The sequence below is a fragment of the Bifidobacterium saimiriisciurei genome (genome assembly GCF_010667655.1).
Taxonomy (GTDB): Bacteria; Actinomycetota; Actinomycetes; order Actinomycetales; family Bifidobacteriaceae; genus Galliscardovia; species Galliscardovia saimiriisciurei.
This window is the reverse complement of the sequence record NZ_WHZU01000003.1, coordinates 41,411-62,887: the sequence shown is the minus strand read 5'-3', so window position 1 is coordinate 62,887 and position 21,477 is coordinate 41,411. Positions and strand designations below refer to the sequence as shown.

General features: G+C 63.7%; 20 protein-coding genes and 3 tRNA genes. 19 read left to right on the top strand and 4 right to left on the bottom strand.

Annotation, left to right across the window (positions count from 1 at the left end):
* Window positions 1-108: 108 nt before the first annotated feature.
* Both GFD18_RS10925 and GFD18_RS02555 read right to left on the bottom strand, forming a co-directional pair.
* Window positions 109-294: an FmdB family zinc ribbon protein gene (locus GFD18_RS10925; RefSeq protein WP_100510904.1), complete on the bottom strand. Its 186-nt coding sequence runs from the start codon at window positions 292-294 to the stop codon at window positions 109-111.
* Between the two features lie 121 nt (window positions 295-415).
* On the bottom strand, window positions 416-1,078 hold the full coding sequence (locus GFD18_RS02555; RefSeq protein WP_163199990.1) for a 5-formyltetrahydrofolate cyclo-ligase: 663 nt from the start codon (window positions 1,076-1,078) through the stop codon (window positions 416-418).
* Between the two features lie 81 nt (window positions 1,079-1,159).
* Here GFD18_RS02555 and GFD18_RS02550 point away from each other — a divergent pair, with 81 nt between their 5' ends.
* From GFD18_RS02550 to GFD18_RS02530, 5 genes are all read left to right on the top strand, one after another.
* Entirely contained in the window at window positions 1,160-1,807 is a 648-nt protein-coding gene (locus GFD18_RS02550) for a GNAT family N-acetyltransferase (protein WP_163199991.1), read from the top strand.
* Between the two features lie 310 nt (window positions 1,808-2,117).
* Entirely contained in the window at window positions 2,118-3,287 is a 1,170-nt protein-coding gene (locus GFD18_RS02545; protein ID WP_163199992.1) for a hypothetical protein, read from the top strand.
* 254 nt (window positions 3,288-3,541) lie between these two features.
* A complete protein-coding gene (gene groES, locus GFD18_RS02540; protein ID WP_100510679.1) occupies window positions 3,542-3,835 on the top strand; it encodes a co-chaperone GroES in 294 nt (97 codons plus the stop codon).
* A 155-nt stretch (window positions 3,836-3,990) separates the two neighbouring features.
* Complete coding sequence (locus GFD18_RS02535; RefSeq protein ID WP_163199993.1) at window positions 3,991-4,545, top strand: LemA family protein; 555 nt, start codon at window positions 3,991-3,993, stop codon at window positions 4,543-4,545.
* Window positions 4,545-6,626, top strand: a complete 2,082-nt coding sequence (locus GFD18_RS02530) for a DUF2207 domain-containing protein (RefSeq protein WP_163228253.1) — start codon at window positions 4,545-4,547, stop codon at window positions 6,624-6,626. The genes GFD18_RS02535 and GFD18_RS02530 overlap by 1 nt, the downstream gene beginning before the upstream one ends.
* 13 nt (window positions 6,627-6,639) lie before the next feature.
* On the opposite strand, the gene GFD18_RS02525 is transcribed toward GFD18_RS02530, so the two are convergent.
* Window positions 6,640-7,146: a hypothetical protein gene (locus GFD18_RS02525; RefSeq protein WP_163199995.1), complete on the bottom strand. Its 507-nt coding sequence runs from the start codon at window positions 7,144-7,146 to the stop codon at window positions 6,640-6,642.
* A 310-nt stretch (window positions 7,147-7,456) separates the two neighbouring features.
* On the opposite strand from GFD18_RS02525, the gene nrdI reads away from it, so the two are divergent.
* From nrdI to dapC, 12 genes are all read left to right on the top strand, one after another.
* Complete coding sequence (gene nrdI, locus GFD18_RS02520; protein WP_163199996.1) at window positions 7,457-8,002, top strand: class Ib ribonucleoside-diphosphate reductase assembly flavoprotein NrdI; 546 nt, start codon at window positions 7,457-7,459, stop codon at window positions 8,000-8,002.
* A gap of 3 nt (window positions 8,003-8,005) precedes the next feature.
* Window positions 8,006-10,231: a class 1b ribonucleoside-diphosphate reductase subunit alpha gene (gene nrdE, locus GFD18_RS02515; RefSeq protein WP_163199997.1), complete on the top strand. Its 2,226-nt coding sequence runs from the start codon at window positions 8,006-8,008 to the stop codon at window positions 10,229-10,231.
* Window positions 10,232-10,613: 382 nt separating this feature from the next.
* Window positions 10,614-11,606 (top strand): class 1b ribonucleoside-diphosphate reductase subunit beta, encoded by a 993-nt coding sequence (gene nrdF / locus GFD18_RS02510; RefSeq protein WP_163199998.1) that lies wholly within the window; start codon window positions 10,614-10,616, stop codon window positions 11,604-11,606.
* 125 nt (window positions 11,607-11,731) lie between these two features.
* On the top strand, window positions 11,732-11,986 hold the full coding sequence (locus GFD18_RS02505; RefSeq protein WP_100510684.1) for a hypothetical protein: 255 nt from the start codon (window positions 11,732-11,734) through the stop codon (window positions 11,984-11,986).
* 60 nt (window positions 11,987-12,046) lie between these two features.
* Window positions 12,047-12,128, top strand: a tRNA-Tyr gene (locus tag GFD18_RS02500).
* A gap of 1 nt (window position 12,129) precedes the next feature.
* Window positions 12,130-12,201: transfer RNA gene (locus GFD18_RS02495), tRNA-Thr, on the top strand.
* A gap of 5 nt (window positions 12,202-12,206) precedes the next feature.
* Window positions 12,207-12,280 (top strand) — tRNA-Met (locus tag GFD18_RS02490).
* Window positions 12,281-12,323: 43 nt separating this feature from the next.
* On the top strand, window positions 12,324-12,494 hold the full coding sequence (gene rpmG, locus GFD18_RS02485; RefSeq protein ID WP_100510685.1) for a 50S ribosomal protein L33: 171 nt from the start codon (window positions 12,324-12,326) through the stop codon (window positions 12,492-12,494).
* A gap of 227 nt (window positions 12,495-12,721) precedes the next feature.
* Entirely contained in the window at window positions 12,722-13,930 is a 1,209-nt protein-coding gene (locus GFD18_RS02480; protein WP_100510686.1) for an FAD-binding protein, read from the top strand.
* Window positions 13,931-14,233: 303 nt separating this feature from the next.
* Window positions 14,234-15,739 carry an amino acid permease gene (locus GFD18_RS02475; protein ID WP_163199999.1) on the top strand — a complete coding sequence of 502 codons (1,506 nt, stop codon included), beginning with the start codon at window positions 14,234-14,236 and terminating at the stop codon, window positions 15,737-15,739.
* A 200-nt stretch (window positions 15,740-15,939) separates the two neighbouring features.
* Window positions 15,940-16,263, top strand: a complete 324-nt coding sequence (gene fdxA / locus GFD18_RS02470) for a ferredoxin (RefSeq protein WP_100510688.1) — start codon at window positions 15,940-15,942, stop codon at window positions 16,261-16,263.
* 173 nt (window positions 16,264-16,436) lie between these two features.
* Window positions 16,437-17,573: a succinyldiaminopimelate transaminase gene (gene dapC / locus GFD18_RS02465; RefSeq protein WP_163200000.1), complete on the top strand. Its 1,137-nt coding sequence runs from the start codon at window positions 16,437-16,439 to the stop codon at window positions 17,571-17,573.
* 168 nt (window positions 17,574-17,741) lie between these two features.
* Here the strand turns inward: dapC and GFD18_RS02460 are convergent, their stop codons facing one another.
* Window positions 17,742-18,164, bottom strand: coding sequence for an HIT family protein (locus tag GFD18_RS02460; RefSeq protein ID WP_163200001.1), 423 nt, complete (start codon window positions 18,162-18,164; stop codon window positions 17,742-17,744).
* 291 nt (window positions 18,165-18,455) lie between these two features.
* On the opposite strand from GFD18_RS02460, the gene uxaC reads away from it, so the two are divergent.
* Window positions 18,456-19,862 carry a glucuronate isomerase gene (uxaC, locus tag GFD18_RS02455; RefSeq protein ID WP_163200002.1) on the top strand — a complete coding sequence of 469 codons (1,407 nt, stop codon included), beginning with the start codon at window positions 18,456-18,458 and terminating at the stop codon, window positions 19,860-19,862.
* A 153-nt stretch (window positions 19,863-20,015) separates the two neighbouring features.
* The gene (locus GFD18_RS02450; RefSeq protein WP_163200003.1) at window positions 20,016-21,443 is read left to right on the top strand and encodes a glycoside-pentoside-hexuronide (GPH):cation symporter; all 1,428 of its coding nucleotides are present in this window, start codon (window positions 20,016-20,018) and stop codon (window positions 21,441-21,443) included.
* Window positions 21,444-21,477 lie beyond the last annotated feature (34 nt).

The following is a 21,477-nucleotide window of genomic DNA, read 5'->3' as shown; positions in this document are numbered from 1 at the left end:
GGATGGGAATATGCCTTGTCCACTTTTCGCGACAATGTTGACGAACGTGGATTATCGTTGAAAAATCAACGATTTTCGACTACCACTTCGTCGTATGCGCGTATGCGCTCAGTGCTTGGCGCTGTCGGTGCGGTAGAAGCCGCTGCCCTTGAATTCGATGGACGGGGCGGAGAACACCTTGTGCACCTGCTCCTCGCCGCACTTCGGGCACAGCGTGATCGGGTCGTCGGAGAACGACTGCTGTTCGGTGAAATCGTAGTTGCAGTTCTTGCAACGGTAATGATAAGTAGGCACGAGTCCCTCCAAAACGTAGAAAATGCTATTCGTCGCTAACCATGCAGCCTGTTCATATCCTAGCCGCACGCGCGACAACCTCACCAATGATATCGGCTGCATCGGCCGCACGTCGGTGCCCCTACCGGACCGTCCAGTACTCGGCCGGCGTCAGCACGCCGTCGACGCGCTGATCGTGCGGCTCATGGGGGAGCGGGGCGTCACGCAGCTCCCACGGCCAGACCACGGCGACCACCGGCGTTCCGGGCCGCCGATGCGTAAGCGCCTGGTCGTACCAGCCGCCGCCGCGGCCAAGCCGCACGCCGCCGCGGTCGGCCAGCACCGCGGCCGTCACCACCACGTCGGCCCGCCTGATGGCGTCGGCGTCCTGCACAGCGCCGTCCGGCTCCTGCGGCCGGTGGTCGCCGGTCTCCCGCAGGTCGTCCACATCGGTCAGCTCGCTCCAGCCGAGCTCCCTTCCGCTTCCGAGCCGCGGCACCAGCACGCGTATGCCCCTGCCAATGAGCCGGCGCAGCAGAGGCGTGGTCGGCACCTCGGTGCCCATCGACACATATGCGGCGACCGTCCGCACCCCGTCGAACAGACCGCTTCGATCGGCCTGGTCCGCCAGATCGGCCCCGGCCCGTGCCCGCGCCTCGTCGTCGACCTCGCGCCTGCGGCGGAAGGCCTCATGGCGCAGCTCCGTCTTGGCCGCGACGATGTCGGTGTCGTCCGTGGCCCTGCCGTCATTCGGGGTTCCGCCATCCGTAGGCGGCTTTGCGATATCGTTCTCGTTTGTCGTCATGCTTCGGTTCTACCAGCACATCGACGCGTCCGTCCGTGTCGTCCCATTGCCGCCGGAACAGGGCGGAATAATATGGGAGCCATGTTCCGGCTGTTTTCCAAGCATGACGTATCCCCGACGGGCAATGAACGCTTTCGCATCCCGTCGCGGCTGCAGGCGCCCGAAGGCTTCGAGCCGCTGCGTCTGCGACCCATGCAGCAGGACGACTGGGACGAGTGGAGCGAGGTGCGCAAGCGCAACGACGAATGGCTGCGCCCGTGGGATTCCGGCGACCCGCTGCACGGTCCCGGCATCTCGTTCAACGAGTGGGTCGCCCGTCAGCGCAAGGCGGAGCAGGAAGGGCAGGGCGTCATCCTGCTTATGATTTGGCGCGGCGAAATCGTCGGACAGATATCGCTCGGCGCCATCAGCTACGGCTCCATGCGCGTGGGGACCATCGGATACTGGGTGGACCGTCTTCACGCCGGCCGCGGATTGGCGCCGCTGGCGCTGGCCATGCTCGCCGACTGGGCGCTGCTCGACGTCACCGGCCCTCTGCTGCACCGGGTGGAGGTCGGCATCCTCCCCGAGAACGCGCGTTCGAAGCGCGTCGTGGAGAAGCTCGGCATGACCTACGAGGGCATGCGACGCAACTATATGTATGTCGACGGCGCATGGCGCGACCACGAGATATACACGCTGCTGAGCACCGACGTCTCCGGCCACGTCACCGACAGATTGCGTCGATGAGACATCCTTGGAATGCGTGATGTAATCAAAGTATGGGGTTATGCCCGACACGCGACATGCATGAAACGTTTTTTCATGCCCGTACCCTATCGTAGAATGCATGGATTTGGATTCGCTCGCCAGTGTCGTGCTGTGGGCGATCATCGCGATGCTGATCTTCGGCCTGCAGCCCTGGCAGACCATGATGGGCATGAAGAACGCGATGGAGCACCGTTCCGATCGATATTCTGCATCATTGCATATCATCGATATGGACGATGGTATGCACTTCGGCGATAGACACGGGAACATCGCTGGGAAAGGGGTCGTTATGCGGTCTGCTGCACAGGCAAGACTCGATGACACGAAGATCGCGCATGTGCGCGCGTTGCGTCGTGACGCCATTCGCAGAAGGCGTGTTCTGGTGCTCTCCCTGCTTGCCGTGGCCGTCGTGATCCTGGTGCTCGCCCTCGCCCTGCACTTCAGTCCGCTGTTCGCGCTGATTCCCGTGGCGCTGGACGCGGTCGTGCTGGCCTTGGGCGTCCGAGCCTCCAAGCAGGCGCGTGAATGGGAGCGTCAGGTGGCGCTCGCCAAGAAGCGCGCGAAGATCAAGCGCGCGAAGACCGCGGCATCCGTCGAACGTACCCCCGCAATGGCCAAGGCCGCCGCTGGATCCGTGGACTCCACCAAGACGGGGGCGATGTCCCAGGAGGACATCCGCCGCACCATCGAACTCGCCAAGGCCGAGAAGCAGGCCGCCATCGCCGAGCGCAAGGCCCGCGAGGCGCAGCGCAAGGCCGCCGTGGAGGCCGCGAACGAGAAGGCCCGCAAGGAGATGGAGGCCCGCGCCCGCGAGCGCGAGGAGCACGCCGTGCAGGCCGAGGGGAAGTCCGAACGGCCCGCGTCGTATGAGCCGAAGTCCCATAAGCCCGCACAGCCTGCTGAGGCCGATCGCAAGGCCGATGTCGCCGGCAAGGCCCCCGCAGCCTCCAAGGCCGCGGCAAAGCCGGTGCAGGAGCATAAGCCGGCCGAGCCGGAGGACTACACCGCGGAACTGGAGAAGGTGACGTCGGCCCATGCGCTCGACGCCTTCGAGCTGGCCAGCAACCAGGACCTCATCTCGTTCTCGCTTGGCTCGCCGCGTCAGGGGCAGGAGGTTCCCGTCGCCGAACCGCAGAGCCTGGAAATCAAGTCCACCAAGCAGGTGGCCCATGCGGAGCCGGTGAAGGCCGACGCGAAGCCCGTCGCCGTCGCCGAGGAAAAGCCCGCCGTGCAGGACGCCGCAGCCGAGCAGGACGCCCGCGACCGCGAGGCCAAGCAGGTGGTGAAGCAGTCCGCCGAGGCCGTGGCCCAGATCATCAGCGCCAAGAAGACCGGTGAGCACAAGGCCCGCCGCAACGAGCGCAAGGCGGTCGCCGCGGAGTCCGTGTCCGCGCCTGCGGCCTCTTCGGATTCCCTCGGCGTGGACGTGGACGCCGTGCTCGCCCGCCGACGCAGCTAGCCCGCAGTCGGACCGTGTGCAAGGCATTGCAATGCCTTCGTGCCTTTTTCGCACCCCTGTGCCGTTTCCCGATGCTCGCGACGTGTCTTCGCTATGCGCAAAGACGTTTAGCACTCGAGTTGGCAGAGTGCTAATTTCGCGCTACCATAGCCAATAGCGCAAAGGGACGTTCACCCGAGTGATCGTCAGCCTCTCGGCGGCGTTCTGGCGTGGGAATTGTACCGAATGTTCTCTTACGAAAGAGGAGGCCCACAGTGTCGATTGCAATCACACCGTTGGAAGACAAGATTGTCATCAAGCAGGCCGCTGCTGAAACCCAGACCGCTTCCGGTCTGTACATTCCGGACAACGCCAAGGAGAAGCCGCAGCAGGGCGAGGTCCTGGCCGTCGGTCCGGGCCGCCGCGACGACAAGGGCGAGCGCATCCCCGTCGACGTCAAGGTCGGCGACAAGGTCCTGTACTCCAAGTACGGCGGCACCGAGGTCAACTACGGTGGCGAGGACTACCTCATCGTCTCCGCCCGCGACATCCTCGGCATCCTGAACTGATCGCCTGATATCGCCTGAATTCTCGTGTATGACTCCCGTCCGGTGGACGGGAGTTTTTTTATTCCCCGTCATCGTGACGGCACGGCCCCGCCTCCCGCGTCGCCGTTCCTTCGTGGGGCATAATGATGGAAGCCGCCGATTCGAAGGAGAAGCCCATGGTCATCGGCATCATCATCGCCGTCGTCATCGTCATAGCAATCGTCGTATGGGCCGTGACGGCATACAACGGACTGGTCGCGCTGCGCAACCGCGTCGACAACGGTTGGGCACAGATCGACGTGCAGCTCAAGCAGCGTGCGGATCTCATCCCCAATCTCGTGGAGACGGTCAAAGGCTATGCGGCCCACGAATCGCAGACATTGCAGGCCGTCACCAACGCCCGGGCCCGCGCCGCGGCGGCGACCACCACGGCCGAGCGCGCCGCCGCCGAAACGCAGGTCGGCCAGGCCCTGATGAACCTCATGGCCACCGCCGAGGCGTATCCGCAGCTGCAGGCCAACCAGAACTTCCTCGACCTGCAGGCCCAGCTCAAGGCGCTGGAGGACAGGATCGCCTATGCGCGTCAGTTCTACAACGACGTGGTGCTCAAGTACAACACGAAGATCCAGACGGTGCCAAGCAACATCATCGCGGGGATGTTCCACTTCACCGAACGTGAGTTCTTCAAGGTGGAGGAGTCCGCCCGAGCCGTGCCCCAGGTCCGGTTCTGATGCGGCCGCATGCCCGCGGCAACGCCGCTCCTGCCACCGGCATCCGCACCGCCGACACCCGCGCCTTCGACGCCTTTCGCACCTTGTTCGCGGCGCTGCTGGCCGCAGCGATGGTGCTCGCCCTGGCCTCCTGCGGCGTGGCCGGAGAGAACGAGCCGCTCACGCTCGACTCGCTGCACTACGACGTCTCCATCCAGTCGAACGGCGACCTCATGGTCACCGAAACATGGAACGTGAACCTCGAACGGCGTGAGGACACCGACGGCAACGACCGGCCGTGGCATCAGCTCTTCCGCACGTTCAAGGCGCGTCCCGGCGTATACGACGGCATCACCGACGTCGATGTGCGCGATGCCGAACGGCAGAGCTATGAGCAAATCGACCTCGCGGACCCCGAGAACGTGCCCGAAGACCAGTACGAGGAACTCGCCGGCACCTACTACCTGACCAAGACCGGCGCCGACACCACCGAACTCGGCTGGAACATCCCCCCGACCAATTCGGGCAGCGAGACCTACTACGTGAGCTACCGTGTGAAGAACGCCATCACCGAACTCGCTGACGGCAACGCCGAATTCAACTGGCAGTTCCTCGACACCACGAACGGCATATACGCCAAACAGGTCACCGGCCTCATCTCCGTGCCCGATTCCACACGACGGGAGCAGTCGGCCGCGCTCACCGGGGACGATGTGCGCGCATGGCTGCATTTCGAGCATTCACCTTCCGAACTGACCATCGACGACAACGGTGACGTCCACTTCAAGGCCGAACCCCTGCCCGCGCAGATGCAGCTCGAGGTGCATGCCACGTTCCCCTCGAAGTTCGTGCCGGACGCCAAGCGGCATGGCGCCAAAACCGCATCGGCCATCGCCGCCGACGAACAACGGATGGCCGACGAATGGCAGGCGAAGGTCGAGGCGAAGAACCACGCCGTCATCGCCCTGTGCGTGGCGAGCCTGCTGCTCATTCTCGGCATGCTGGCATGGACGGTCCGGTCCATCCAGACCTCCCGACGCCTCGCCCGATACTGCGGCGACATGACGTACTGGCGCGACGACCCGGGCGTTCCTCCCGCCGTCGCCGCGAAGATCATCGGACTGGGTTCCTCGAGCGTGGCCTCCGACCGGAACGGCATGGCCGCCACCATGCTCTCGCTCGCGCACAAGCGGTGGGTCGGACTGACCATGAGCCCGCCCGGCCCGTGTGGGGCCCAGGACGTGGTCATCACCCTGCGCGACCCGAGACGGTCGCGCGCCTCGCGGCTCTCCCGCAGCGAACAGGCCCTGCTGGATGTGCTCCGCCGTGCCTCGGTCGGCTACGGCGGCCGGCCGTTCACCATGACCGAGCTCCACGAGGCCGGCAAGCTGGATTATTCGGCGTTCGACGGCCTGTTCAACGCCTACCGCGACGCGGTGTCCATGGAATACGGTGCCGGCCACTACGCCACGAGCACGTCCCGATACACCGTCCTGCCCTGCGCCGTGACCATCGGCATAGGCATGCTCTCGATGCTCGGGTTCGTCGCCCTTGGCTGGCAGCTGCTGGCGTTCATCGTCGTCGGAGCCGCGATAATCCTGTGCGTGACCGTCATGGCGAAGGCGAAATCCGAGATTCTCACCCCCGAAGGCAACCTCGTGGCCGGCAGACTCGAAGGGCTCAAGCGGTACATGCTCGACTTCTCCGACTTCTCCAAGCGCGGTGTACCCGACCTGGCGATGTGGGACTTCTACCTCGTGTATGCGGCCGCGTTCGGCATCAGCGACCAGGTCGTCCGGCAGCTCCGTGAGCTCTACCCGCAGCTGAACGACCCGGCCTTCATGGACGGCACCTGGGATTCCAGCCCCGTCATGTACTCCACGTTCCATCACCATACCCTGGGCGCAGGCAATGGCATGGGCTCCTCCACGCCGACGGGCATCACCGATCTGGGTTCGATGATCGGCAGCAACTTCAGCGACATCCAAAGCGCCGTCAGCAGCCTGAGCAACCCGTCCTCGTATGGCGGCGGTGGCGGCGGAGGAGGAGGATTCGGCGGGTCCTCCGGCGGCGGCGGAGGCGGCGGCATGGGAGGCCGCTAGACCCGAGTCCTGCCTACTTGCGCTTGTTGCGTTTTTTGATCTCGCGTCGGGCGACGCGCTCGCGGGCGGCCTGCTGGGCCTCACGCTGCATGGTGAGCTTCTTCTCGAGGTTCGCCTCCGCACGGCGCTCGGCCGCCTGCTGGGCCGCCGCCACATTCTCGGGGTTCACCAGCTGCGCCTCCACGGCCACGGCCACCAGCGTCACGAACCATCCGATGCGGAACGCCCATACCACCGAGGCCGCAGGCACCAGCAGATACAGCAGCACGCCGACCACGGCCGTCAGCACCAGCATGCCGACCAGCGTGACGATGATCACCTTGCCCACGGTCAGACGAATATCCTCATCGGCGCCGATGATGAACAGCATCACCACCACGCCGACCAGCCACGGCAGCACATAGGCATACATCGACACCGCAGGGTCGGCGGAGAACATCGACACCAACCGTCCGGCCACCACGGCGACGGCGAGCATGATGGTCATGACGGTCATGGTCTTCTTGTAGGCAGGGAGCACGGATATCCTCCTCGATATGGTTTGCCGACGACGCGGCTCGACGATAAAGCTATTGAAGATTCTATCCATGGCCCGACGCGGCGGCGCGCGATTCCAGCGTTTGTCCCGTGCCGTCCCCCGTGGGCTCCATGCCCGTCTGGCGGCGTCGGCGTCTTTCCCATGACGATGTGTGACGCAGTTCTCATTGTGATATACCCCACGCGAAACACTACATATAGTGATTGATTGGCGCGTGTGTGCCATATATAGTGATGTCTCGGAAATTTTCGAAAGCCGAGGACAGCGGCGCGAAACATCACGCGAGGGAACCATGACATCACGACACGAAAACGGCGCGCCCAGGGCGGCCGCCGGGGGCGGCCCCGTCGGCGCGCTCGTCTACTTTTCCTCCGTCTCCGAGAACACGGCGCGGTTCGTCGCCGACTGCCGGCTTCCCGAACTCGGCATCAACGTCCATCGGCTGCCGCTGCGGCCGAACGACGAGCCGCTGGCCGTCCGCGAGCCATACGTGCTCATGACGCCCACCTATGGCGGCGGCAGCATCGCCAAGGCCGTGCCCGTGCAGGTCAAGCGATTCCTCAACGACCCGGCCAACCGCGCATACATCCGCGGCGTCATCGCCTCCGGCAACACCAACTTCGGCGAGGCGTACGGCGTGGCCGGCGACGTCATCGCCGCCAAATGCCACGTGCCGTTCCTCTACCGGTTCGAACTCATGGGCACGCCGGAGGACCGCGAGCGCGTGCGCGACGGTCTCGTCTCGTTCTTCCGCCGGCTTGGCGACGCAAGTACGGCCGCCGGAGACGCCGACCGGTCCGAATCCCCGAATCCGACATCCACCAACGAAAGCGAGTGACGCATGGTCGACCTCACCACAACCGCCCTGCAGCTGGACAACACGGCATCATCATTGCTGTCGTATGATCCGGCCCACGACTGGCACGCCCTCAACGCCATGCTCAACCTCCCCGACGCCGAAGGCCGCATCCCGTTCGACAAGGACCGCGACGCCGTGCGCGAATACCTCGAACGGCACGTGAAGCCCAACACCATGGCCTTCGACTCCACCGCCGAACGCCTGCGCTATCTCATCGACCACGAGTACTACAACGGCGACGTCTTCGCGCAGTACACGCCCGAATTCCTCGACCGCATCCACAGGCGCGCCGCGGAATCCGGCTTCGAATTCGCCACCTTCCTCGGCGCGTTCAAATTCACCACCTCATACGCGCTCAAGACCTTCGACGGCAAGCAGTACCTCGAGGACTTCCCGCAGCGCGCCGTCGCCGTCGCCCTCGAACTCGCCGACGGCAGCGAGGAACGCGCCGTCGAATACGCCGACGCAATCATCTCCGGCCGGTTCCAGCCCGCCACACCCACGTTCCTCAACCTCGGCAAGGCGCAGCGCGGCGAAGCCGTCAGCTGCTTCCTGCTGCGCGTCGAAGACAACATGGAATCCATCTCCCGCGCCATCAACGCCGCCCTGCAGCTGTCCAAACGCGGCGGCGGCGTGGCGCTGAACCTCACCAACCTGCGTGAGCTCGGCGCGCCCATCAAGCACATCGAGAACCAGTCCTCCGGCGTCGTGCCCGTCATGAAACTGCTCGAGGACAGCTTCTCCTACGCCAACCAGCTCGGCGCGCGCCAGGGCGCCGGCGCCGTCTACCTCTCCGCCCACCATCCCGACATCATGCGCTTCCTCGATACCAAGCGCGAGAACGCCGACGAGAAAATCCGCATCAAATCGCTCTCCCTGGGCGTCGTCGTGCCCGACGTCACCTTCCGTCTCGCCAAGGCCAGGAAGCCCATGGCCCTGTTCAGCCCCTACGACGTCGAACGCGTCTGCGGCAGGCCCTTCGCCGACATCGCCATCAGCGAGCACTACGACGAGATGGTCGCCGACGAACGCATCCGCAAGACCTACATCGACGCGCGCGAATTCTTCAAGACCATCGCCGAGATCCAATTCGAATCCGGCTACCCCTACCTCATGTTCGAAGACACCGTCAACCGCGCCAACCCCATCGACGGACGCATCGCCATGAGCAACCTGTGCTCCGAAATCCTCCAGGTGCAGGAAGCCAGCGAATACAACGAAGACCTCTCCTACCGCCACATCGGCCGCGACGTCTCCTGCAACCTCGGATCCCTCAACATCGCCAAGGCCATGGACGGGGGCAGCGGCGACGGCGACGTGCGCATCGGCCTCGGCGACACCGTCGAAACCGCAATCCGCGCGCTCACCGCCGTCTCCGACCACACCGTCATCAACTCCGTGCCCTCCATCCGCCGCGCCAACGACGAAGGCCACGCCATCGGCCTCGGCCAGATGAACCTCCACGGCTTCCTCGCCCGCGAACACATCCAGTACGGATCCGACGAGGCGCTCGACTTCACCGACATCTACTTCATGACCGTCGCCTACCACGCCTACCGCGCATCCCACGCGCTCGCCGTGGAACACGGCCGCGCCTTCACCGGCTTCGAACGCTCCGCCTACGCCAGGCCCCTCGGCGAAGGCAACTACTTCGACAAATACACCGACGGCGGCCGGACGCTCGAACCCCGAACGGAGCGCGTGCGCGAACTCTTCGCCTCCCGCGGCATCGCCATCCCCACTAGGGACGACTGGGCCGCGCTCGCCGAAGCCATCCGACGAGACGGCATCTACAACCAGAACCTCCAGGCCGTGCCTCCCACCGGCTCCATCTCCTACATCAACAACTCCACCTCATCCATCCACCCCATCGCCTCGCGCATCGAGATCCGCAAGGAAGGCAAGACCGGCCGCGTCTACTACCCGGCCGCCTACATGACCAACGAGAACCGCGAATACTACCGCGACGCCTATGAGATCGGCTGGAAGGCCATCGTCGACACCTACGCCGCCGCCACCCCGCACATCGACCAGGGCCTCTCGCTCACGCTGTTCTTCCCCGACACCGCCACCACCCGCGACATCAACAAGGCGCAGATCTACGCATGGAGCAAGGGCATCAAGACCCTCTACTACATCCGCATCCGACAGCAGGCGCTCGAAGGGACGGAGGTCAATGGCGCCTGCACCTACGCCTGCGTGGTGTGAAAGTCGAATGATGGAGCGTCATGCGCACGGCCGAGGATTCGACGTACTGTTGTACGCCTTCATCCTCTGCCGCACACATGCCGCACGCATCATTCGACTTTCACCTCAGGGCTCTGGCTCCCCTTGAAGATCAGGGGGAGCTGGCCGCCGGAGGCGGACTGAGGGGGTTTGACCCCGGACTTACCCGCACAATTTAGGTTATGAACGTCAAAAAACGCTGATTCCGAGAACGAAGCCCGCAAGTCGCGTGGTTTCGTTCCCGGATCGACCGCAAAAAAGGAGCACACAATGTCCCGATTCGTCTACCGCATGATCCTGCGGCTCACCGCGCCCGAGGAATTCGCCGTGGCTGCCGCCCCGGCAACGGAAGAGGAGGCCTGACATGGCGCCGATCTCCATCCCCCGCAAGCCGCTCAAGCTCATCGACCGCGTCAGCGCCATCAACTGGAACCGTCTCGAGGACGAGAAGGACCTCGAGGTGTGGAACCGTCTGACTGGCAACTTCTGGCTGCCGGAAAAGGTCCCCGTCTCCAACGACATCCCCGTGTGGCGGTCCATGAGCGATGAGGAGCACACGCTCACCATGCGCGTGTTCACCGGACTCACGCTGCTCGACACCATCCAGGGCACCGTCGGCGCCGTATCCCTCATCCCCGACTCGCTCACCCCGCACGAGGAGGCCGTGTACACCAACATCGCGTTCATGGAGTCCGTGCACGCCAAGAGCTACTCGAGCATCTTCTCCACGCTGTGCTCCACCAAGGAGATCGACGCCGCGTTCGCATGGAGCGAGGAGAACGAGTTCCTGCAGAAGAAGGCCGAGATCGTGCTCGACTACTACGAGGGCGACAACCCGCTCAAGCGCAAGGTGGCCTCCACGCTGCTCGAATCGTTCCTGTTCTACTCGGGCTTCTACCTGCCCATGTACTTCTCGGCCCACGCCAAGCTCACCAACACCGCCGACGTCATCCGCCTCATCATCCGCGACGAGGCCGTGCACGGCTACTACATCGGCTACAAGTACCAGAAGGGCCTCGCCATGGTCTCGGACGAGGAGCGCGAGCACATGCACCACTACACGCACACCCTGCTCGAGGAGCTGTACGAGAACGAGGCCGCCTACACCGACAGCCTCTACGCCGGCGTCGGGCTCGCCGACGACGTGCGCCGGTTCCTGCGGTACAACGCCAACAAGGCGCTGATGAATCTCGGCTACCCGGCCATGTTCCCCGCCGACGAGGTGAACGTGAACCCGGCCATCCTCGCCGCGCTTTCGCCGAACGCCGACGAGAACCACGACTTCTTCTCCGGCTCCGGCTCGTCGTACGTGATGGGCAAGGCCGAGGAGACCGATGACGACGACTGGGATTTCTAAGGCCCTGACAGCTGGCGCCGGAGCCGTTGGGCATGCCGGGGAAACCGGCCGGACGCCATCCGTCGCCGTAACGGCGAATGGGCTACCGTTGGGATGGACGTAATCGTCCGGGAAGGGGAACGATCATGGCAGCATTCGATCCGTCGACCAAGCGCGTGCTCGAGGCGCTGGACGCCGTGGACTACGTGGACGGGCATGGGCGCATCCACTATTCGCCGATGTTCATCAATCACGCCATCGAGGAGTATTACCGCGGCAAGGGGCCCAAGCGCATCTTCGTCGAAGCCGGCTTTCCCGTGGAAACCATAGGATACAAGCGGGTCGAGCGGGCCCTGCAGCGCTGGCGGCAGCTTCGCGACACGCCGAGTTGCGCGGTCTGAAATTCTGTGGTTATATAAGCGAGTTGCCGATTTCGGAGGAACTCCTCCGGGGTAAGCAATGGCGGATTTCCCAAGCGGTCAAAGGGAGCTGACTGTAAATCAGCCGCTTCGTGCTTCAGTGGTTCGAATCCACTATCCGCCACGCCTCGATAGCTCAGTGGTAGAGCACTTCCTTGGTAAGGAAGAGGTCGCGAGTCCGATTCTCGCTCGAGGCTCTCATGGCGGGGTAGCTCAGCTGGTTAGAGCGTACGACTCATAATCGTAAGGTCAAGAGTTCGAGTCTCTTCCTCGCTACAAAGCGTCGGAAAAACCGGCGATGACACTATTACAGAGGTGAATGATGGCAAAAAGCGCCGATATCCGTCCAGGCATCACGCTGGCCTGCACCGAGTGCAAGGAGCGTAACTACATCACGACGAAGAACCGTCGTAACACTCCTGACCGTCTTGAGCTGAAGAAGTTCTGCCCGCGCTGCGGCAAGCAGACCGTCCACCGCGAGACCCGCTGAGACGCTGTAAAGACTTTCAACCCGACCGAATTTCGGTCGGGTTTTTTTTGTTTCTCGTCCGTCCGTGTGCGGGCCGGCCCATTCTACGATATCCGGGTTCGTGGGTCGCGGCTTCGGACGTAGGTCCATAATCTGGATTTGTGGGTCTAATCGTTCCCGGAATCCGAATGCGGGTCTATGCCTCGTCGACGAACGGATGGACCGAGCATGCAGTATGGTTGGGCACTATGAGTGCAACTCCGAGTTTTGCCGACCTGACCACGATTGGCGTCGGCGGTCCCATCGCCCGTTTCTTCGAACCCGACTCCCGCGTGGGGGTCATCGAGGCCGTGGAGGAGGCCGACGAACGCGGCCTGCCGCTGTGCGTGATCGGCGGAGGCTCCAACATGCTGGTCTCCGACGAGCCGTTCATGGGATACGTGGTGCGTGACGCCCGCCGTGCGATCAGCGTTCCCGACGAAGTGGCGCCGGTCGAGGGCGGCAGCCGTGCCGTGCACATCCACGCCGAGGCCGGCACGAACTGGGATGATCTGGTCGAATACTGCGTGCGCATGGGACTCGAGGGCATCGAGGGCCTTTCCGGCATCCCCGGCACCGTCGGCGCCTCCGTGGTGCAGAACATCGGTGCATACGGTCAGGAGGTCGGCACGGTCGTCGAATCCGTGGAGGTCTGGGATCGCAAGACCAAGAAGACACTCGATCTTGCTCCCGAGGACCTGCGTTTCGGCTACCGCACCTCGGCGCTGAAGACCAGCATGTACCAGGCGCCGGCCACACCCGCCGACGAGTTCTTCCCGACGCCGCGCTACGTGGTGCTGTCGGTCACCTTCGTGCTCAGGCACAGCGCCACCGGCGTGGTCGGCTTCGGCCAGCTCGCCAAGGCGCTCGGCGTGGAGGTGGGGGAGCGCATGTCGACCGCGGCCATCCGCGACGCCGTGCTCGCCGTGCGCGCCGGCAAGGGCATGCTCGAGGACCCGAACCGCTACTACACCGAGTGGATGAAGGGCACGAAGCGCGAGGAGAACGTCGAGGCCGCCATGAAGGGCCTGTGGGATGCGCAAGGGTCTCTTGACGAGGACTACAACCGTCACAGCTGCGGCAGCTTCTTCATGAACCCCGTGCTCACGCACGAGGCTGCGGAACGCCTTCCCGAGGATGCACCGCGCTTCGATGCCGAGCTGCCCGACGGAACGCCGGGCGTGAAGACCTCGGCCGCATGGCTCATCGACCATGCCGGATTCCACAAGGGATTCGCCGTGGCCGACGGCGCAGCCGCATCGCTGTCGACATTGCACACGCTGGCGCTGACCAACCGCGGCGAGGCGAATTCCGCCGACGTGGTCCGTCTGGCGAAGACGGTGCAGGACGGCGTCGAGGCCGCATACGGCATCCGCCTCGTCCCCGAACCCGTCGCCATCGGCATCGACCTGCGATAGTCCTTCGGCCGGCACCGGTCCTGACGGGGCCCGTGCCGGCCGTTGTCGATTAGGTGTGGCCCGGCGTGTTTCGGCGCGGGTCTGCCGCACCTGCTGCGGCCGTCGTCGGCCCGACCCGCAGGCAAGAACCCGTTCACCATCCGTTTTTCGGCCGTTCATGTCCATTATTCGGGCATTATTGTTCGGATGTGTGGAAAACCCTGCATGTTTCTTGGTGAATTCATAATTCCCGCCTAATCTCTTCAGGGTACATTTTCAGGGGTTCCTCGGAACCTGTGCCTCAACCGACACCGGGAGAAGGACATGAATCTTTTACGAACCAAGACGGTCGAGCAGACCATCGCCGAAACCGACGAGGCCGACCGTAAACTCAAGCGCAACCTCAAGTGGTGGGATCTTGCCATCATGGGCGTCGCCGTCGCCGTCGGCGCGGGCATCTTCTCCGTGGGCGCGCAGGCCGCGGCCTACCACGCCGGCCCCGCCGTGATCATCAGCTTCATCATCGCCGGCATCGTCTGCGGCGCCGCCGTGATGTGCTATGCCGAATTCGCCTCGATGATTCCGGTCGCCGGCTCCGCCTACACGTTCACCTACACCACCGTCGGCGAGATCGTGGCGTGGATCATCGGCTGGGATCTCATCCTCGAGATGCTCATGGCGGGCTCCGTCATCTCCAAATACTGGGGCGTGTATCTCAACGACTTCTTCCGGCTGATGGGCTGGAACCTCAACACGAACATCCAGATCGGCTCGTTCGCGCTTGACGTGGCGCCGATCATCATCGTGGCGTTCTTCACCACGCTGCTTGTCTTCGGCACCAGGCTCGGCGCCCGAGTCGACGGCGCGATGACCGTGCTGAAGATCGGCATCGTGTTCTTCGTCGTCATCGTCGGCTTCTTCTACGTCAAGGCCTCCAACTTCACGCCGTTCATCCCGCCGAGCCAGCCGGCCGACACCATCCAGACGGCCTCCTCCGAGGTCACCGGCATCTGGGCGCAGCCGCTGTGGCAGTGGGCCACCGGCATGGTCCCGTCCATCTACGGCATCCCCGGCATCCTCTCCGGCGCCGCACTCGTGTTCTTCGCGTTCATCGGCTTCGACGTGGTGGCCACCGCCGCCGAGGAGACCGACAACCCGAAGAAGTCCGTGCCGCTGGGCATCGGCACCGGCATGCTGCTCATCATCATCATGTACGTGGCCGTCGCCGTCGTCACCACCGGCATGGTCTCCTACAAGGACCTCGCCAAGGCCGACAGTCCGTCGCTCGCCACCGCGTTCGAGCTCGTCGGCGCGAACTGGGCCGCGAAGATCATCAGCTTCGGCATCGTGCTGGGCCTGGCCACCGTGGTCATGGTGCTGCTGCTCGGCCTCACCCGCATCGTGTTCGCCATGAGCCGCGACGGCCTGCTGCCGCGAGGCCTCTCCAAGACCGGCGTGCACGGCACCCCGGCCGTCCTGCAGATCGTCTGCGGCGTGATCGTGGCCCTCGTCGCCGCCCTCTTCGACATCGGCGTGCTGAGCGACATGGTGAACATCGGCACCCTGTCCGCGTTCACGCTGGTCGCCATCTCCATCCCGATCATGCGCAAGAAGCGCCCCGATCTCAAGCGCTCCTTCACCATGCCCGGCAACCCGTGGATTCCGGTCCTCATCGGTCTGGCGAACCTGTGGCTCATGCTCAACCTCACCGTGCTCACCTGGGTGCGTTTCCTCGTATGGCTGGTCGTCGGCTTCATCATCTACCTCTCCTACGGCTACCATCACTCCCGTCTGGGGCTGAACCAGCTCAAGGGAGACATCGAAGAGTAGACACAATAGGCATCGTAGGCATCGAGGAACAGTCGAATGGCCTCCCGGCAGGGCCTCCCGTCGTCAGTGACGTGGAGGCCCCGCTGTTGTGGGGGCGGCGTAGACTTGATGCACAGTGCGCGTAACGCCGCGGGGATATGCGGCGGGCCGGCGGCCGGACCGGCCGGACCGGTCGAACCGAACGAATCAGGAGGACGGCTATGCCATATGTTGTTGCCCAGCCTTGCGTGGACGTGAAGGACAAGGCCTGCGTGGACGAGTGCCCGGTGGATTGCATCTACGAAGGCCCCCGTACGCTGTACATCAATCCGAACGAGTGCGTCGACTGCGGCGCATGCGAACCCGTGTGCCCCACCGAGGCCATCTTCTACGAGGACGACCTGCCGGACGAGTGGGCCTGGTACAAGGACGCGGCCGTCCGCTTCTTCGCCGAGGTCGGCGATCAGGGCGGAGCCTCGGGCTTCGGCGCGATCGACCATGACGAGGCCGAAGTGGCGGCCCTGCCCCCGCAGAACCAGGACTGACGGGATCGGGGAACGGTCCCGTACCGTCGTAGGACAATCGTCAGAGGCGTTCATCGCCAGACACCGCAGACTCCCCATATACCTGCCGTATATCGGGGGGCTTTTTCTTCCCGAACCTCTCTTCCCGAATCATCCCGTTGTTCGGATCACCCCCGATCGGAAAGGCTTATATCGTGGGATTCTCACCATTCAGCACGCCATATGACTGGTCGCGTCTCGCCGCCGCGAAGAAGACCGCCGCGGCCCATCCCGACGGGATGATCGACCTGTCCATCGGCTCGCCGGTCGACGCCGTGCCCGCAAGCGTCCGCAAGGCGCTCGCCGACGCCGCGAACGCGTCGAACGCCTACGGATATCCGGTCACCCGCGGCACTGCGGCGCTGCGCGAGTCCATCGCGCGATGGTTCCGCGACCTGCGTGGCGTCGACCTGGAGCGCATCGGCGCCGGCATCTGCCCGACGGTCGGCTCCAAGGAGGGCGTCTCGCTCATGGCCTCGCTGCTCGGTCTCGGCGCCGGCGACGTGGTCGTCCAGCCGCGCATCTCCTATCCGACGTATGAGATCGGCACGCAGCTCGCCGGTGCGACGACGCTGAAGACCGACGTCGCCGACGTGGAATCGTGGGCGAACGTCAAGGGCGTGAAGATGGTATGGGTGAACTCGCCGTCGAACCCCAGCGGCGAGGTGCTGTCCGCGGCGCAATTGCACGACATCGTCGTCGCCGCCCGTCGCATCGGCGCGGTCGTTGTGTCCGACGAATGCTATGCGCTGATGGATTGGGGCTCGTCGCCCGCCGAACTGTCGGCGACGAGCTGCATCCTGAACGACGACGTGTGCGACGGCGGCGCCGAAGGCCTGCTGTGCCTGTATTCGCTGAGCAAGCAGTCGAACATGGCCGGCTATCGCACGGCATTGATCGTCGGCGACGACGCCATCGTCGCGCCGATGCTGGAGACGCGCAAGCAGATCGGCCAGATCATCCCCGGACCGAGCCAGGCCGCCATGGCCGCCGGCCTCGACGACGTCGCATCCGTCATCGAACAGCGCGAACGCTACCGCAACCGTCTTGAAAAGCTGGTGCGTGGCCTGAACGCCGCCGGATACGACGCCGCCATGCCGCAGGGCGCGCTGTACGTGTGGGTGAAGGCCATCAGCGGCGACTGCTGGAAGGACATCGACGACCTCGCCGGGATCGGCATCATCGTCAGCCCCGGCGAATTCTATGGCGACGCGTCATATCTGCGCGTCTCGTCGACGGCGACCGATGCGGCCGTCGATGCGGCCGTCGAACGCCTGACGAACCGTCGATAGACGATAAACCGACGATAGGACGGCAAAAAAATACGGACGCACATGAGGAAGGGCCAGCATGTGCGTCCGCAAGCATCGTTGACGTAAGGCAAAGACGTAAACGATCGTTGGCCGCCGAAGACGGCCGACGGATGATATTTGATTATTGGTTATCCAATCGTTCGCCGATTACAGGTTGGCGACGATGGCCTTGGCCATCTCGTCGTATTCGGCGTCGGTCAGGTGCACGCGATCGGGGTTCATGGCGAAGGTGCCGCCCCATTCGAACTCGTCGTCCTTGTACTTCGGCACGAGATGGAAGTGCAGGTGATGGCCGGTGTCGCCGTAGGCGCCGTAGTTCACCTTGTCGGGGTGGAATGTGGCGTGCACGGCCTTGGCCACGCGGTCCACGTCGTCGAAGAACGCGTCGCGGTCCTCCTTGCTCAGCTCCACGATCTCGGAGACGTGGTGCTTCGAGGCCACGATCACGCGGCCCTTGTGGCTCTGTTCCTTGAACAGGACGACCTTGCTGGCCGGAAGTTCGTAGATCTTGATGCCGAACGCGTCGAGCGCGGCGCCTTCGTCGCAGTATGCACAAGCTTCGTTGCTCATCAGAAATTCCTTTCGATAGATGCACTTCCACGATAGAAAACGATGCCGTCGCATGGGCAAATGTTGCCAGCGGTTGCCATTTTCCGGCGATCCCTCGCGTGTCTGTGCAAATCTTGGCAACAAAAAAACGTGATTCAGCTCACGCTTCTTACAGTCAAGGTAACGCCGGGTTGCATGGACGCAATCCGACAAGGCAATAACGGCTACGAAATCGAGAACACACGCATCTGGGCCCTGCGACAGCCATCCCATCGTGTGTCACGACAACGGAGTTCGAGGAAGGAAACGACCATGGCATTCATGGATGATGACTACCTGCTGACGACGGATCTGGCGAAGGACCTGTTCCACAACTACGCGGAAAGCATGCCGATCGTCGATTACCACTGCCATCTGCACCCCGAGGAGATCTACAAGGATCCGAACTTCAAGGACATCGTCGAGGCCTGGCTCACCGACGGCAACAACTACGGCGACCACTACAAGTGGCGTTTGGAGCGCGCCAACGGCGTCCCGGAGGAGCTCATCACCGGCAACGGCGATCCGTGGGACAAGTTCTATGCCTACGCGCAGACCATGGAGAAGGCCATCGGCTCCCCGGTCTACATGTGGACGCACCAGGAGCTGCGCCGCTACTTCGGCATCACCGACGAGCTGAACTCCAAGACCGCCAAGGCCATCTACGAGAAGACCAACGAGATGCTGGCCACCCCGGAGTTCTCCCGCCGCTCGCTGCTGCGCCGCATGAACCTCGACACCATCTGCACCACCGACGACCCGGTCGACTCCCTCGAGTACCACATCGCCTTCGAGAAGGAAGGCGGCGACACCTTCAAGATGATTCCGGCCATGCGCCCGGACAAGGCCCTCAACCCCGACAAGGCCGGCTTCTCCGAGTGGGTCGACCAGCTCGAGCAGGTCACCGGCGACAAGGTCAACTCCTTCGACGACATGATGGCCGCCATCAACAAGCGCGTCGACTTCTTCCACGAGCACGGCTCCCGCCTGTCCGACCACGCCGCCGACCTCATGGTGTACGCGACGTCCACCGCCGCCGAGCGCGACGCGATCCTCGCCAAGGCCCGTGCCGGCGAGCCGCTGACCTTCGAGGAGGTCACCAAGTACCGCACCCAGCTGTTCCTCGACCTCATGAAGATCTACAAGGCCCACGGCTGGACCATGCAGCTGCACATCCACGCGATGCGCAACATCAACGAGCGCGAGTTCGCCATCCACGGCCCCGACACCGGCTACGACTCGATCAACGACCGTTCCATCGCCGAGCCGCTGGCCGCCCTGCTCAACGAGGCCGCCAAGACCGACTCCATCCCGAAGATGATCATCTACTCGCTCAACCCGAACGACTACCTGGCCATCACCACCATCATGGGATGCTTCCAGGGCGGCATGAAGCAGCACATGGCCCTCGGCAACGCCTGGTGGTTCAACGACACCCGCGAGGGCATCCGCAAGCAGATCCAGACCATGGCCGAAGGCTCCCTGCTGGGCAACTTCGTGGGCATGACCACCGACTCCCGTTCGTTCCTGAGCTTCCCGCGCCACGAGTTCTTCCGCCGCATCCTGTGCGAGCAGCTGGGCGAGTGGGCATCCCGCGGCGAGATCCCGTCGGATCTCGACACCCTGGCCCCGCTGGTGCAGGACGTCTCCTACAACAACGCCAAGGAGCTGTTCGCGTAACTGCCGGTACGCGACCGCCGGCCGGGGGAGGCAGCTCCCGGCCGGCGGCATTCATAACCGAATACGCATAACTGAAAATCGAAAAGGAAGGGTCGCGTGGCGTCGACGCAGCAGCCGACGCCACGCGTAACACACTGAAAAGGTAGTAATATCATGACAACTTCAGTAGAAGAGAAAGCGGCTGCAGTCAACGGCCAGGTGAAGCTGAGCTGGCGAGAGAAGATCGGCTACGGCTTCGGCGATCTCGGCAACGGCTTCATGTTCGATCTGGGCCAGGCCTACCTGACCAAGTTCTACACCGATGTGGCGCTCATCAACCCGGGCATGGTGGCCACGATCATGGCCGTCACCAAGATCTACGACGCCTTCATGGACCCGATCGCCGGCGCCTTCGTCGACAGCCGCAGGGTCGGCAAGCACGGCAAGTTCCGTCCGGTCATGATGGTCGGCGCCATCGTGCTGTCCATCCTGACGGTCATCACGTTCACCATGCCGGACTTCCCGATGTGGGGCCGCATCGTCTACGCGTTCGTCACCTACATGGCATGGGGCACCTGCTACTCCTTCACCAACCTGCCGTACGTGGGCCTCGCCAACGTCATGACCCGAGACGTCGATGAGCGTGCCCAGCTGGCCACCACCCGTCAGGCCGGCTCCCTCGGCGCCCAGTGGATCACCGGCGTGGCCTTCATCCCGATCATCCTGCTGTTCTCCGACTCCAACGGCAAGGTCACCACGTTCCACGGCTACGCCGTCGCCTCCGCCATCATGGCCATCATCGGCGTGTGCTGCTTCGCCGTCACGTTCTTCAACTGCAAGGAACACATCAAGATCAACCGTGAGAAGACCGGCGACAAGGCCAAGGAAGGCGTCGGCGCCTACATCAAGGTGGTCTTCACCAACAAGCCGCTGCTCGCCATCATTCTCATGACCCTGTTCACCATCTCCGCCATGAACACCAACAACGCCATGATGCTGTACTTCGCCGAGTACAACCTGGGCAACATGGGTCTGCAGCCGGTGATCAACGCCATCCAGATGGGCTGCTCCATCGTGGCCATCCTCTCCATCCCGTTCCTGGTGAAGAAGTTCGGCAAGAAGCAGGTCGCCGTGTTCTGCTTCATCGTCGGTGCGGTCGCCAACCTCATCAACTTCTTCCTGCCGACCAACCTCACCACGTTCATCATCTTCGTGACCCTCGGCTACATCTGCCTCGCCATCCCGAACGGCATCACCTGGGCCTTCGTCAACGACGTCATCGACTACGGCGAGTGGCACACCGGCATCCGCAAGGAAGGCATCACCGTGGCCGCGTTCAACTTCTCCCGTAAGCTCGCGCAGTCCCTGGCCGCCATCATCTCCGCCGGCATCCTGGGCCTGACCGGCTACGTCGCCAATCAGGCGCAGTCCCAGGCCACCCTGAACGGCATCAAGGGCGCCATGACCCTGTACCCGGCCGTGGCCCTGTTCGCCGCCATGCTGATTATCTTCTTCCTCTACGGTCTGACGGACGACAAGTACCGCAAGATCGCCGATGATCTGAACAACGGCAAGTGGGAGAAGGGCGAGCTCACCCACTGATTCGGTGAACGCCGGTCGGTGAATCCCGCTCGAT